The following is a 12,284-nucleotide window of genomic DNA, read 5'->3' as shown; positions in this document are numbered from 1 at the left end:
GGAGACAATGTCTAATGAGCAGCCCGGGTTGTTTGATGAATTAAAGCCTAAACCAGGTATTGATCATAATGTTGATCAAAAAAGCCAGAGGCAGCGATCCACACCGGAAAAACTAGTACCTTTTTTACCTGGAGTAAAATTAGATGAAGCCTGGCCGGAGGTTTCCAATTATGAGGTACTTAAAGAAACTGCCTTACAATGCCGGGGGTGTGGATTGCGGACTACTTGCCAGCAGGTGGTTTTTGGCGAGGGGGATACTGGTTCCCGGGTTATGTTAATAGGTGAAGGCCCCGGGCGTGACGAGGATATAAAGGGGCGTCCCTTTGTAGGTAGGGCTGGACAATTACTGGACCGGATTTTATTGGCGGCGGAATTGCAGCGCGAAAAAACCTATATTACTAATGTGGTAAAGTGTAGACCACCGGGTAATCGACTGCCACATCCTGATGAGATAAGACAGTGCCGGAATTTTCTGGAGAAGCAGATACGCTTGATTAAGCCGGCCATTATTGTATGCCTGGGAGCACTGGCTAGCCAGGTAGTTATTGATCCGAGGGCTCGTATATCTAAGGTAAGGGGCCAATGGTTTAAGCGCCAGAATATAAAAATAATGGCTACCTATCATCCGGCTGCTCTTTTACGTAATGAGAGTTACAAGCGGCCTGTTTGGGAGGATTTTAAACGTATTAGAGATGAATACCAAAATTTATCTGACAGGTGATTAAAGTGAATTTTCATTGTTTAATTAATGACGAAGGACAAATGGAAGAATTGGGCAAAAGCCTGGGAGCGCTGTTACGAGGCGGAGAATTATTATACCTTAAGGGGGAATTAGGGGCTGGCAAGACTACCCTGGTAAGAGGAATTGCTCGGGGCATGGGCTACCAGGGCAGGGTTACCAGTCCTACTTTTACGCTTATGAACATTTATGCCACTGTACCCCCGGTATATCATTTTGATTTTTACCGTTTAGGCGGACAGGACCTGGCTGATCTAGGATTGGAGGATTATTTGGGCCGTGAGGGGATATGTATTATCGAGTGGCCGGAAATGGCTGGTAACCAATTACCAAAAGAGGCCCTGCAGGTAGACATAGAGCTGATTAATGATGATTATGAGAGGGAGCGCCGGGTGGTTTTTATGCCCCGGGGAGAACGCTATCTCGGATTAATGGAGGAGTTGGAAAAGCTTGTACATTTTAGCGATTGATAGTGCGACTCCTGTGGCAGGTGTAGCCTTGGTTGACGACGGCAAAGTGTTACGGGAGGAATTCGTTAATTTTAAAAAAACCCATTCAGAAACCCTTATGCCTATGGTAGATCAAGTCTTAACTGGGTGTGAATTAAGTCTGGCTGATTTAGATGCTATTGCAGTTACCTATGGCCCAGGATCATTTACCGGACTGCGGATTGGTTTGGCAGCAGTTAAAGGATTAAGCATGGCTTCCGGTAAACCGTTAATTGCTATTTCTACCCTGGAGGTGCTGGCCCATAATATAACCTTTAGTAATGCCCTGGTTTGTACTATGCTGGATGCCAGAAAAGGTGAGGTCTATATGGCTTTATATGATAACAGGGGGGAATATCCGCAGCGGCAGGGGGAGATAAAGGCCTGTTCACCTGAGGAAGTAGTTACTTTGTTACTTACTACCGTGGGTGAGGAAGGGTACGAAAAAATTATCATGCTTGGTGACGGCTACCTTACATATCGTAGTTTTTTCCAGTCTAAACTAGATGGTTACCTATTACCTGTTCCTGTCCATCAACTTTTACCGCGGGCGGCAGCTTTGGGAAGTTTGGCCCTGGAAAGGGCTAAAAGAGAGGAATGGGAGGATAGTTTCAAACTGCGTCCTTTGTATATTCGTCTATCTGAAGCGCAAACTCGTCTAGGATTGGGAGAAGTCTAATGTTAAATCAGAATTATATGGTACGACGAATGACAGTTCAGGATATAGATGCAATTATGGCTATAGAAGAAGAAGCCTTTACTCTTCCCTGGTCTAGGAATTCTTATCTGGGGGAATTAAAAAACAGTTTTGCTACTTATCTGGTATGTGATTGCGAAGGCCAGGTGGCTGGTTATGCCGGCATTTGGGTAGTGTTCGAGGAAGCTCATATTACCAATATAGCTGTGGCCAGACGTTTTCGCGGACAAGGAATAGGTCGGGCACTGATGGAAGAGATTGAAAAAGTGGCCGGGAAAAAAAAGGCCTTACGTATTCTTTTGGAAGTACGTCCCTCCAATTCTGCTGCCATTGCCATGTACCAGAGTCAGGGATATGTGACTACTGGATTGCGCTGTGCCTATTATTCGGATAATGGTGAGGATGCTATTATTATGACTAAGTTTCTTTTTTAAGAGAAAATTTTTACGAAAGGCGGGTTCGCCATGAAGGATATTCGTATTTTAGGAATTGAAACTTCCTGCGATGAGACGGCTGCGGCAGTAGTCAGTAACGGCCGGGAGATTCTTTCTAATATAGTTAACTCGCAAATATCTATACACCAGCAGTTTGGCGGAGTGGTACCGGAGGTTGCCTCCCGCAAACATATAGAGAATATTGCCGTAGTAGTGGATCAGGCTTTTAAAGAAGCTGGACTGGAATATCATGATATTGATGCCGTAGCAGTAACCAACCGGCCCGGTTTAATCGGGGCCCTCCTGGTAGGACTATCTTTTGCCAAAGCTTTTGCCTATGGATTGAACCGACCCCTCATAGCAGTTAACCACTTGTATGGACATGTTTATGCTAATTTTTTGGAACACTTAGAGGTGGAATTTCCAGCTGTGTGTCTGGTAGTTTCCGGCGGACATACCAGTTTGCTTCTAATGGAAGATACTACTTCCGCAAGGCTCATTGGGGAAACCCGGGATGATGCAGCTGGAGAGGCCTTTGACAAAGTGGCCCGCTTTATGGGATTAGGTTATCCGGGGGGACCAGCTATTCAGCAAGCAGCCAGCTGTGGAGAGGCAGGTAAGTTTAAACTTCCCCGGGTTTTTTTAGACCGTAATGATTTTGAATTTAGTTTTAGCGGTCTAAAGACTGCCGCTATGAATGAATGGAAAAAAAGAGAACGGCGAGGAGCTGCCAATGTTTATGACATGGCCGCTGAATTTCAAGCGGCTTTAGTGGAGGTGTTGGTGGAAAAAACCTTGCGGGCAGCTGAGCGTTATCAGGTAGGAACAGTTCTCTTAGCTGGCGGAGTAGCTGCTAATCAGGAGCTGCGCCGCCTGATGCAGGCCAGGGCTAAAGAGGTGGGGCTGAAGGTGTATTATCCTTCTTTGAAACTGTGTACTGATAATGCTGCTATGATTGCAGGTAGTGCTTATAGCCAGTTTATGAATGGGCAATTTGCTCCTTTGAATATTAATGCACAGGCTAGCCTTATGTCCTTGTGAAAAATACCTGTGGATAATGTGGATAAGTCTGTTGATAATTGTTATTTCTTTAGTTTCCCGCTCTGGCTATAATAGTAAAAGTCCTAAAATTATCAGGTATTTTGAATTTAATCTAATTATGTACCTGTGGATAACTGTAAGGGGGATAAAATTTGCATCCTATTTTATTTAAGATTGGCAATCTGAGCATTTATTCCTGGGGATTCATGCTGGCTATAGCAGTTTTATTAGCTATATGGGGTATTAGCCGCCTGTTTGAACAAGAAGGCTATAACCGTGACATGGTTTTGGATATGGTCATTCTTATGGTAGTTTTTGGTATCATTGTGGCTCGTTTATCCTACATAGTTGTTTACGAATGGCAGGAGTTCCTGGCCCATCCCCTTAGTTTCTTTTCCCTGCAAAACGGGGGTATTTCCGGACTGATATGGTATGGAGCCTTCCTGGGAGGCTTTATACCATTTGCAATTTATATCTGGCATAAACAGCTTTCTTTCTGGAAAGTGACTGATATGTTTGCTCCATTTCTAGCCTTGGGATATGCTATTGTGAGGATAGGATGTTTTTTAAATGGGTGTTGTTATGGGGAGATTACCAATTCGGTTTGTGGAGTAGTTTTTCCCTATGTAGATGCCTTTACCCGTCATCCTACTCAATTGTATAGCTCTGCCATAAATTTAGTTTTATTTGCCTTTTTGATGTGGTTTTATCCTCGGCGTAAATTTCCCGGTCAGGTGTTTTTGCTTTATTTAATGGGTTATTCAGTGTACCGGTTTATAGTGGAGTTTTTCCGTTTTAACCTCATTACTTATGGTCCTATTTCCCTGGGCCAGGTTTATACCATAGGATTATTTATTATTGCCTTGGTTCTATACCTATGGCAGAGGTACCGTTACCGGCAAACTTTTTAGATTATGTACTATTTAAAACAACCATTTGAGGTGAAAATGTTATGCAAGATAATAAAGAAGCCAGATCCTCATTGCGTCGGAAAATGGCTGAGCAAAGAAATAGCCTGTCGGCTGAGGAATCCCTTTCCCTCAGCCAGGGGATAGCCTGGCGCTTGGTGGAGCTGGCTCCCATAAAGGATGCCCGAACCATTATGGTCTTTGCGGCGATTGATAATGAGGTTAATCTGCAGGGGGTAATGGAACAGTGGTTAGCAAAGGGTAAAACTATTTTATTACCCCGGGTGGAAGATAACGGAGATATGGAAGCAGTTAAATTTACAGGCTGGGAGCAAACTAGTAAAGGGCCATTTGGCATTCGTGAGCCTATAGGAGAAGTTTTTGACCCGAAAAATATTGATGTAGTTATAACCCCAGGTCTGGCTTTTGATTATAAAGGTTATCGTCTGGGGTATGGAAAAGGCTATTATGACCGTTTTTTAACCCGTGTAAAGCCGGGTGCTTTTCGCTGTGGTGTTTGTTATGAGTTTCAGGTGGTTGAAGATATCTATCCTCATTCGGCTGATATCCCGGTGCACTGGATTGTGACTGATCGCTCGGAACTAGTTATTGATTGGGATTTTTTTTAAAGTGGGATTGATTGCTATTCCGCCCATTATTAGCAGGTCCACAACCCGATAAGGCCTTTTTTCACAGTATGTGGATAAGTTGGTCTTACCTGTGGATTTCTTAAAAGTACTTAATAACCACGGATTTAGATTATCGGTGCTTTTTTATCAGTTTTAAGTTAGAAAAAAATAGAGCTGATACGGCTTGTAATGCCATATCAGCTCATTTATTTTTTCTGCCGATTTATCAGAGTTTTTAAATAACTACCCCGTTGCAGTGATAGGGTAATAAGCTGTTAATATAATTAGGATTTAGAAGTTTTATCATCAGGGGCAGCATCGGTAACCGCCTCTTTAAGGGCAGCGAATACGCCGCCTAATCCGGCCAGATCACTTGGGATGACCAGTTTAGTAGCTTGGCCATCACTAAGTTGTTTGATAGCTTCCAGAGACTTAAGTGCCAGTACCTTGTTATCGGCATTCGCTTCGCGTAACATAACTAAGCTATCGGCAAAAGCCTTTTGTACCGAAAGAATAGCCTGGGCTTCACCTTCTGCTTCCAGGATCTTAGCCTGGCGCATACCTTCGGCTTCACGTATAGCAGCTTCACGTGCAGCTTCAGCGTTTAATATAGCCGACTGTTTAGCACCTTCTGCCTCAAGAATAGCGGCTGTTTTTTGACCTTCTGCCCTGAGAATGGCTTCGCGTTTTTCTCGTTCGGCTCGCATCTGTTTTTCCATAGCGTTTTGAATATCCTGGGGGGGAAGAATATTTTTTAATTCTACCCGGTTAACCTTTATACCCCATTTATCAGTGGCTTCGTCCAGTATAGCTCTTAGCTTGGTATTAACCAGATCACGAGAAGTAAGGGTTTCATCCAGCTCCAGGTCCCCTACTATATTACGCAAAGTGGTAGCGGTTAGGTTTTCAATGGCCAGTATGGGACTGGCGATCTCATAGGTGTATTTAAAAGGATCAGTAACCTGATAATACACTACGGTATCAATCATCATGGTAACATTGTCTTTGGTAATGACTGGCTGGGGAGGAAAATCGACTACCTGTTCACGCAGATCGATAACAGTACGAAACTGATCGATAAAAGGAATTATGACGTTAATACCTTGTTCAGCCGTTTTGTGATATTTACCTAATCTTTCCACTATTCCTACCGTTGCTTGCTTTATGATTTTGATTGATGAAATACCAATCATAATCACAAAAATAACGATAATAAAATCAAGCACCAGTCTTATCATTAGTGGCACCCCTTTCTACTACTTTATTGGGAATCAGATTTTTTAACCAGCAATTTAACTCCGTCGATGCCGGTGACAATTATACGGGTATCGGCATCTATTTCCTCCTGGCTGGCCGCGGTCCATACTTCTCCATTTACCTTAACCTGCCCATATTTAATAGGATTAATCTGTGTCAGGCTTATTCCATGTTGGCCGATTAAAGCCTTAAAATTACTTACAGTATCTTCAGTGCGAATAAATTTCATGACTAATGGCCGGGTAAAAATAATTAAGATCAGGGACAAAAAAGCAAAAACCAGGAGCTGGCTTTCCAGAGAACCTAGTGCGCCCAGGCTGACTGCCAGGGCTACAACCGCCGCCGAGATGGCTAGCCATAAAAACCAGAAACCGGCGGAAAATATTTCAATGGTTCCGCAAACAATGGCTATTAAGATCCATTCTACTGTAGTCATTGTTACCCCCCTTTTTTCTAGTCATTATAAATACGCCAAAACTAAGCAGTAATTACAGTTCTGTTCAAATCATAGCATAAACTCGAGGGAGGTTTAGGAGAAATTAGTGGAAACGATTTATTTCGTAATTATCCACAAATATTAAAGTTATTTCGGTTAAGATTGTACTATCATGTATTATGATCATGTATAATAAGGGCAAATGAATATTCTCCGATTTCAGTTAACCTAAGGCTTAAGGTTATGGTGGCTGAAACGATAGGGTGTAGAGGGAAACCTGTACGCCTCCCGTTTATGAAAGTAAACCTTGGAAAGGAGTTCTATAATCTTAGTATTATAACACCCTTTTCCCGGGGTGTTAATTTTTTTAAGGGAGGTATTTATATGGATAAGAATCAACAACTAGAGGAAAGGATTAAGCAGGTTGCTAAAGAGGGGAAAATTAGCTGTGCCCAGGCCCGTAAAGTAGCGGTGGAATTTGATGTAGCTCCCCGTAAGATTGGCGAACTGTGTAACCAGATAGAAGTTAAAATTTGTGCTTGTGAATTGGGATGCTTTTAACCTGACTGACCAAGAGTAGCCAGGTAATAACTTAACAGGCGTAATTGTTCATGTTGTAAATGACCAGATTGGAACCCTGTATACAGGCAGGGGACAGGCTGGCCGCCGGGGAGGGGGATAGAATGGTAGATTCTTATGGTCGAGATATTAATTATCTGCGTATTTCTGTGACTGACCGTTGTAATTTACGCTGCCGGTATTGTATGCCCGAAGAAGGAGTAAAAAACCTGGGGCATGGCCAAATTCTTAGCCTGGAAGACTTTGCTCGCTTGGTAAGGATAGCCGGACGGGTGGGCATAAAAAAAGTTAGACTAACTGGCGGAGAACCATTGGTTAGGAAAAATGTGGTAAAATTGATTGAGTATATTAATATGGTACCAGGTATTGACGACCTGGCTATTACTACTAATGGTATTTTATTTGCTGATCAGGCCGAAGAATTAAAAAAAGCCGGGCTTAAAAGGGTAAACTTTAGTATGGACACCCTGGAAGATAGTAAGTTTAGATATATTACCCGCCGCGGGCAACTGGAAGAAGTGAAAAGGGCGGTTGCCCGGGCCCTGGATTTGGACATGCATCCGGTTAAAATCAATACTGTTATCATCAGGGGGTTTAATGATGATGAAGTATTGGATTTTGCCCGCCTGGCAATTCGTTATCCGCTCCATATCAGGTTTATAGAGTTTATGCCGGTGGGAGATCTTCTGTTTTGGAATAAGGAAAGAATGATGAGCAGTGGGGAGATAATGGATGTTATTGGGGGAACCTATCCCCTTTACCCAGAAAAGGGCATAATTGGAAACGGCCCGGCTAAATACTACCATATTGATGGTGGTGCCGGATCGGTTGGTTTTATCAGTCCTATGAGCAATCATTTTTGTGCCGAATGTAACCGGATTAGGATGACGGCTGATGGTAAACTGCGTGGTTGTCTTTATGATAAAAAAGAGATAGATCTAAAACAAGCTTTGGCGAATGGTGCAACCGATGAGGATTTACAACAATTATTTTTAAAGGCCATTGCCCGAAAACCAGCCCGTCATAATATGAATCAGGGCTGGGGAGCCCAAAACCGGCGCAAGATGTATCAGATTGGAGGGTAGAGTACAGCATGGAATTTACCCACATTAATGAACAGGGTAGGGCCCGGATGGTAGATGTTACTGAAAAAAGTGATACCGCCAGGGTTGCCCGTGCCCAGGCCATAGTACGTATGCAGGTTTCTACCCTGCAGGCTATAAAGGATGGTGCGGTTAAAAAAGGAGATGTATTAGCTGTAGCTCAGGTGGCCGGGGTTATGGGGGCAAAGCAAACCCCGGCCTTAATTCCTATGTGCCATCCACTAATGCTAACTTCAGTTGATATTTCTTTTGAATTTGAAGACCTAAAGGGGCGCTTAATTATTAACACCCAGGTTAAAACTACAGGTAAGACTGGGGTGGAAATGGAAGCCATCACCGCAGCAGCAGTAGCCGCCTTAACAGTCTACGATATGACTAAAGCGATTGACCGGTGGATGGAAATTGAATCAGTCAAATTATTAGAAAAGTCAGGGGGAAAAAGCGGACATCTTCTTAGGGAAGAGTTTTAAAAGGAGGATGGATTAATGAACGGGGTAAGGGGCAGTCTTCATTCTATATGTATTAGTCCGGAAAGAGGACAATTAAAAAAAGAGGTGTTAGAAGCCCAGGTTATCGAGAATAAGGGTATTGAAAACGATGGACATGCCGGTGACTGGGGGCGTCAGGTTACCTGTCTTAATTATGCCAGTGTACAAAGAGTAAACCAGGAAAAAGGAATGAATATAGGTCCGGGACAATTTGCGGAAAACCTGCTTATTGAAGGGATTGACTTGGTTAAAGTTGGCGTAGGCGGTAAATTGAAAATTGGAGCGGATGTTATTCTTCAGGTTTCCCAGATAGGCAAAGAAGATCACCCTAGTGTGGTTACCCGTACTCTAGGGGTTACCCTGCTTCCCTATGAGGGGCTTTTTTGTCGGGCGGTCAATGGTGGTCTAATAAAAAAAGGCGATCTGGTTGAGGTGATATAAAATGTACCGGACAGGGATTTTGATCCTAAGCGATAAAGGGGCACGGGGGGAGCGTGAGGATCTCAGCGGGCAGCAGATTAAAGATAGCCTGGGTGAAGTTTACCAGGTGGAGTACTATGAAATTATTCCGGATGAAAAAGATATTATTAAAAACAGGTTAATCCATGCCAGTGATGTTCTTGAGTTAGATCTGCTATTAACTTCAGGCGGAACCGGTTTTTCCCTGCGGGATGTTACTCCAGATGCGACCCGGGAGGTGGTGGAAAAGGAGGTACCAGGTATACCGGAGGTTATCCGATTTTACGGTTTGCAAAAAACCCCTAAAGCAATGTTATCTCGGGCAACAGCTGGGATCAGGGGAAAAACCCTTATTATTAACCTACCAGGAAGTGTTAAAGGGGTTCGTGAATCCCTGGAAGCTATACTTCCTGCCCTAGATCATGGTTTAGATATTTTAATTGGTTCGGCCAGCGAATGCGGGCAAGGTTAACCCGGTTTTTTAAAAGTACTATGAAAAATTACGTTTTTTAGAGGTATAAAAAGAAAAGCGCACGCGCATAATATAAATCGGAAATATTAGGCAGATTCGGTGCCTATCGTGAATTGAACACTGGCCTAGAGTTGCCTAATATTTATTATAGTGTTATTAGCACTCGCAATTAATGAGTGCTAATAACAAGATACAATAAATTACAAAATTTAAAGGGGGTATAACCTTTGAGAATTCAACCTTTAGCAGATCGTCTGGTGGTTAAAGTACTTGAACAGGCCGAAGAAAAAACTAAGAGCGGACTTTATGTTCCTGATACAGCCAAGGAAAAACCCCAGGAAGGAGAAGTACTGGCAGTTGGTTCTGGAGCTTTAAATGACAAGGGTGAAAGAATAGTCATGGATGTCAAGGTAGGCGACCGGATCATCTATTCCAAATATGCTGGTACCGAAGTTAAAGTTGATGGAGAAGACTACTTGATACTGTCCGAAAGAGACGTACTGGCAATTTTAAAGTAAACAGGTGAAGGAGGTACATAGATGATAGCCAAAGAAATTAAATTCGGTGAAGAAGCTAGAAGATCCCTGGAAAAGGGAGTAGATACACTTGCTAATGCAGTAAAGGTTACCTTAGGTCCCAAAGGTAGAAATGTAGTACTGGATCGCAAATTTGGGTCCCCTTCCATTACTAATGATGGTGTAACCATCGCTCGGGATATTGACCTGGAGGATCCATGGGAAAATCTAGGTTGTCAATTGGTAAAAGAAGTTGCTATCAAGACGAATGATGTGGCTGGTGATGGTACTACTACGGCTACTGTGCTGGCCCAGGCTATGATTAAAGAGGGCCTTAAGAACGTGGCGGCTGGCGCTAACCCTATGATTATGAGAAGGGGTATAGACAAAGCTGTTAATGCATTAGTCGATGAAATTAAAAATATTAGTAAGCCGGTAGAATCAAAAGATTCCATTGCTCAGGTAGCAGCTATTTCTGCGGATGATCCTGAGATTGGCACCCTTATTGCTGATGCCATGGAAAAGGTAGGGCGTGACGGTGTTATCACTGTAGAAGAATCTCAGTCGGTAGGCACTTACCTGGAAGTTGTGGAAGGGATGAGCTTTGACCGTGGGTATATTTCTCCTTATATGATAACTAATACTGAGAAGATGGAAGCAGTTCTGGATAATCCTTACATCCTAATTAGTGATAAAAAAATAGCTTCTATCCACGAAGTCCTGCCTGTACTAGAAAAAGTAGTCCAGACCGGCAAACCTTTATTGCTTATTGCTGAAGAAGTAGAAGGCGAAGCTCTGGCGACTATGGTAGTGAATAAGTTAAGAGGTACCTTTAACTGCGTGGCAGTCAAGGCTCCTGCCTTTGGTGAGAGAAGAAAAGCTATGCTTGATGATATTGCTATCCTGACCGATGGACAGGTGGCCTCAGAAGATCTGGGAGTAAAAATGGAAAACGTTACCCTGGATATGCTGGGAAGAGCTCGTCAGGTGGTAGTAAAGAAAGAGGAAACCATTATTATTGATGGGGCTGGTTCTGAGGGAGCTGTAAAAGATCGTATCGCCAACATTAAAAGACAGCTGGAGGAAACTGATTCTGAGTATGACCGCGAAAAATTACAGGAAAGAATGGCTAAACTATCCGGCGGCGTAGCTGTAATCCAGGTAGGGGCAGCTACTGAAACCGAGTTAAAAGAGAGAAAGCACCGTATTGAGGATGCTCTGGCTGCTACCAAGGCTGCAGTTGAGGAAGGTATTGTTTCTGGCGGTGGTGCAGCTCTGATTAATGTCATCGCTGCTATTGAAAAGATTACTGCCGAAGGTGACGAACAGACCGGTATAAACCTGGTTAAGAAAGCTCTGGAAGAACCCCTGCGCCAGATTGCTAATAACGCAGGTGTAGAAGGATCGGTAGTCGTAGAAAAAGTTAAAGCCGCATCAGTAGGAACTGGTTATAATGCCCTGACTGGTGCTTATGAAAATATGATCGGAGCAGGGATTATTGACCCGGCCAAAGTTACCCGTTCTGCTGTGCAGAATGCAGCCAGTATTGCTGCTATGGTGTTGACCACAGAAGCTGTAGTTAGCGAGATCCCCGGTAAGGATGACCCCATGAAGGGTATGGGAGCTGGAGCTGGCGGCGGTATGCCGATGATGTAAAAGTAACGAAAGAAAAAAGGCGCTCATAAAGAGCGCCTTTTTTTAACCTATAATACTGGTAAACTTTAAAAAATATCAGTTGGAAACATAGGAATTTATCTACCGACCCGGAAAAAGCGTATGTTTTTAAAGCCTAAGACGGAAATCTAGAGTATTAAAACGCTAATATGTATATAAAATACCAACAACTTATCAGAATATTCTGAAAATATTCTTGACTTTAGGATGTAGTTATTGCTTTAATTAATTCAAGTTGCATGTATCCTATGTAATATTCATAATGTATAGGGATCAATTAAAATCCTTAAGAAGGAATTAAGGTTATATTACCGGTTAAGGGTCCCGGAAAAACTGGAAATACGGGATTATTAAGGTGGTGGGTT

Annotated in this window: 16 protein-coding genes and 1 riboswitch; of the genes, 14 read left to right on the top strand and 2 right to left on the bottom strand. The window is 43.1% G+C overall.

From position 1 onward, the window contains the following. Positions 1 to 7 precede the first annotated feature (7 nt). The 7 genes from ACZ5Q0_RS03300 to ACZ5Q0_RS03270 all read left to right on the top strand — a co-directional run bounded on the left by ACZ5Q0_RS03300 (position 8) and on the right by ACZ5Q0_RS03270 (position 4,936). Positions 8 to 721 (top strand): uracil-DNA glycosylase, encoded by a 714-nt coding sequence (locus ACZ5Q0_RS03300; protein ID WP_446819400.1) that lies wholly within the window; start codon positions 8 to 10, stop codon positions 719 to 721. Further along, positions 718 to 1,209 (top strand): tRNA (adenosine(37)-N6)-threonylcarbamoyltransferase complex ATPase subunit type 1 TsaE, encoded by a 492-nt coding sequence (gene tsaE / locus ACZ5Q0_RS03295; RefSeq protein WP_464827235.1) that lies wholly within the window; start codon positions 718 to 720, stop codon positions 1,207 to 1,209. Before ACZ5Q0_RS03300 ends, tsaE begins: the two co-directional genes overlap by 4 nt. Then, entirely contained in the window at positions 1,190 to 1,906 is a 717-nt protein-coding gene (tsaB, locus tag ACZ5Q0_RS03290; protein ID WP_446819402.1) for a tRNA (adenosine(37)-N6)-threonylcarbamoyltransferase complex dimerization subunit type 1 TsaB, read from the top strand. Before tsaE ends, tsaB begins: the two co-directional genes overlap by 20 nt. Further along, positions 1,906 to 2,358 (top strand): ribosomal protein S18-alanine N-acetyltransferase, encoded by a 453-nt coding sequence (gene rimI / locus ACZ5Q0_RS03285; protein ID WP_446819403.1) that lies wholly within the window; start codon positions 1,906 to 1,908, stop codon positions 2,356 to 2,358. The genes tsaB and rimI overlap by 1 nt, the downstream gene beginning before the upstream one ends. 30 nt (positions 2,359 to 2,388) lie before the next feature. Beyond that, a complete protein-coding gene (tsaD, locus tag ACZ5Q0_RS03280; RefSeq protein ID WP_447182705.1) occupies positions 2,389 to 3,399 on the top strand; it encodes a tRNA (adenosine(37)-N6)-threonylcarbamoyltransferase complex transferase subunit TsaD in 1,011 nt (336 codons plus the stop codon). A gap of 152 nt (positions 3,400 to 3,551) precedes the next feature. Then, positions 3,552 to 4,310, top strand: coding sequence for a prolipoprotein diacylglyceryl transferase (lgt, locus tag ACZ5Q0_RS03275; RefSeq protein ID WP_447182704.1), 759 nt, complete (start codon positions 3,552 to 3,554; stop codon positions 4,308 to 4,310). 41 nt (positions 4,311 to 4,351) lie between these two features. Continuing rightward, entirely contained in the window at positions 4,352 to 4,936 is a 585-nt protein-coding gene (locus tag ACZ5Q0_RS03270) for a 5-formyltetrahydrofolate cyclo-ligase (RefSeq protein ID WP_446819406.1), read from the top strand. A 284-nt stretch (positions 4,937 to 5,220) separates the two neighbouring features. Here ACZ5Q0_RS03270 and ACZ5Q0_RS03265 read toward each other — a convergent pair whose 3' ends face one another. Further along, a complete protein-coding gene (locus ACZ5Q0_RS03265; protein WP_446819407.1) occupies positions 5,221 to 6,174 on the bottom strand; it encodes an SPFH domain-containing protein in 954 nt (317 codons plus the stop codon). Positions 6,175 to 6,197: 23 nt separating this feature from the next. Beyond that, the gene (locus ACZ5Q0_RS03260) at positions 6,198 to 6,629 is read right to left on the bottom strand and encodes an NfeD family protein (RefSeq protein WP_446819408.1); all 432 of its coding nucleotides are present in this window, start codon (positions 6,627 to 6,629) and stop codon (positions 6,198 to 6,200) included. A 199-nt stretch (positions 6,630 to 6,828) separates the two neighbouring features. Continuing rightward, positions 6,829 to 6,963, top strand: a riboswitch (molybdenum cofactor riboswitch). 50 nt (positions 6,964 to 7,013) lie between these two features. Here ACZ5Q0_RS03260 and ACZ5Q0_RS03255 point away from each other — a divergent pair. From ACZ5Q0_RS03255 to groL, 7 genes are all read left to right on the top strand, one after another. After that, positions 7,014 to 7,190 carry a hypothetical protein gene (locus ACZ5Q0_RS03255; RefSeq protein ID WP_446819409.1) on the top strand — a complete coding sequence of 59 codons (177 nt, stop codon included), beginning with the start codon at positions 7,014 to 7,016 and terminating at the stop codon, positions 7,188 to 7,190. Between the two features lie 122 nt (positions 7,191 to 7,312). Beyond that, positions 7,313 to 8,293, top strand: a complete 981-nt coding sequence (gene moaA, locus ACZ5Q0_RS03250) for a GTP 3',8-cyclase MoaA (RefSeq protein ID WP_446819410.1) — start codon at positions 7,313 to 7,315, stop codon at positions 8,291 to 8,293. Positions 8,294 to 8,301: 8 nt separating this feature from the next. Further along, positions 8,302 to 8,781: a cyclic pyranopterin monophosphate synthase MoaC gene (gene moaC, locus ACZ5Q0_RS03245; protein WP_447182703.1), complete on the top strand. Its 480-nt coding sequence runs from the start codon at positions 8,302 to 8,304 to the stop codon at positions 8,779 to 8,781. A 15-nt stretch (positions 8,782 to 8,796) separates the two neighbouring features. Continuing rightward, on the top strand, positions 8,797 to 9,240 hold the full coding sequence (locus tag ACZ5Q0_RS03240) for an MOSC domain-containing protein (protein ID WP_446819412.1): 444 nt from the start codon (positions 8,797 to 8,799) through the stop codon (positions 9,238 to 9,240). 1 nt (position 9,241) lies between these two features. Then, positions 9,242 to 9,730, top strand: a complete 489-nt coding sequence (locus ACZ5Q0_RS03235; protein WP_447182702.1) for a MogA/MoaB family molybdenum cofactor biosynthesis protein — start codon at positions 9,242 to 9,244, stop codon at positions 9,728 to 9,730. Positions 9,731 to 9,957: 227 nt separating this feature from the next. Continuing rightward, a complete protein-coding gene (groES, locus tag ACZ5Q0_RS03230) occupies positions 9,958 to 10,248 on the top strand; it encodes a co-chaperone GroES (RefSeq protein WP_446819415.1) in 291 nt (96 codons plus the stop codon). A 24-nt stretch (positions 10,249 to 10,272) separates the two neighbouring features. Continuing rightward, the gene (gene groL / locus ACZ5Q0_RS03225) at positions 10,273 to 11,901 is read left to right on the top strand and encodes a chaperonin GroEL (RefSeq protein ID WP_446820718.1); all 1,629 of its coding nucleotides are present in this window, start codon (positions 10,273 to 10,275) and stop codon (positions 11,899 to 11,901) included. Positions 11,902 to 12,284: the final 383 nt, after the last annotated feature.

The sequence above is a fragment of the Syntrophomonas erecta subsp. sporosyntropha genome (genome assembly GCF_055395365.1).
The sequence above is the reverse complement of the archived record's forward strand: the minus strand, read 5'-3'. Positions and strand labels throughout refer to the sequence as shown.

Bases quoted from the DNA above. Each gene is read 5' to 3' on its own strand.
- ACZ5Q0_RS03300 (WP_446819400.1), top strand. From the start codon at position 8: ATGTCTAATGAGCAGCCCGGGTTGTTTGATGAATTAAAGCCTAAACCA.
- rimI (WP_446819403.1), top strand. From the start codon at position 1,906: ATGTTAAATCAGAATTATATGGTACGACGAATGACAGTTCAGGATATA.
- tsaD (WP_447182705.1), top strand. From the start codon at position 2,389: ATGAAGGATATTCGTATTTTAGGAATTGAAACTTCCTGCGATGAGACG.
- ACZ5Q0_RS03270 (WP_446819406.1), top strand. From the start codon at position 4,352: ATGCAAGATAATAAAGAAGCCAGATCCTCATTGCGTCGGAAAATGGCT.
- ACZ5Q0_RS03265 (WP_446819407.1), bottom strand. From the start codon at position 6,174: ATGATAAGACTGGTGCTTGATTTTATTATCGTTATTTTTGTGATTATG.
- ACZ5Q0_RS03260 (WP_446819408.1), bottom strand. From the start codon at position 6,629: ATGACTACAGTAGAATGGATCTTAATAGCCATTGTTTGCGGAACCATT.
- ACZ5Q0_RS03255 (WP_446819409.1), top strand. From the start codon at position 7,014: ATGGATAAGAATCAACAACTAGAGGAAAGGATTAAGCAGGTTGCTAAA.
- moaA (WP_446819410.1), top strand. From the start codon at position 7,313: ATGGTAGATTCTTATGGTCGAGATATTAATTATCTGCGTATTTCTGTG.
- moaC (WP_447182703.1), top strand. From the start codon at position 8,302: ATGGAATTTACCCACATTAATGAACAGGGTAGGGCCCGGATGGTAGAT.
- ACZ5Q0_RS03240 (WP_446819412.1), top strand. From the start codon at position 8,797: ATGAACGGGGTAAGGGGCAGTCTTCATTCTATATGTATTAGTCCGGAA.
- ACZ5Q0_RS03235 (WP_447182702.1), top strand. From the start codon at position 9,242: ATGTACCGGACAGGGATTTTGATCCTAAGCGATAAAGGGGCACGGGGG.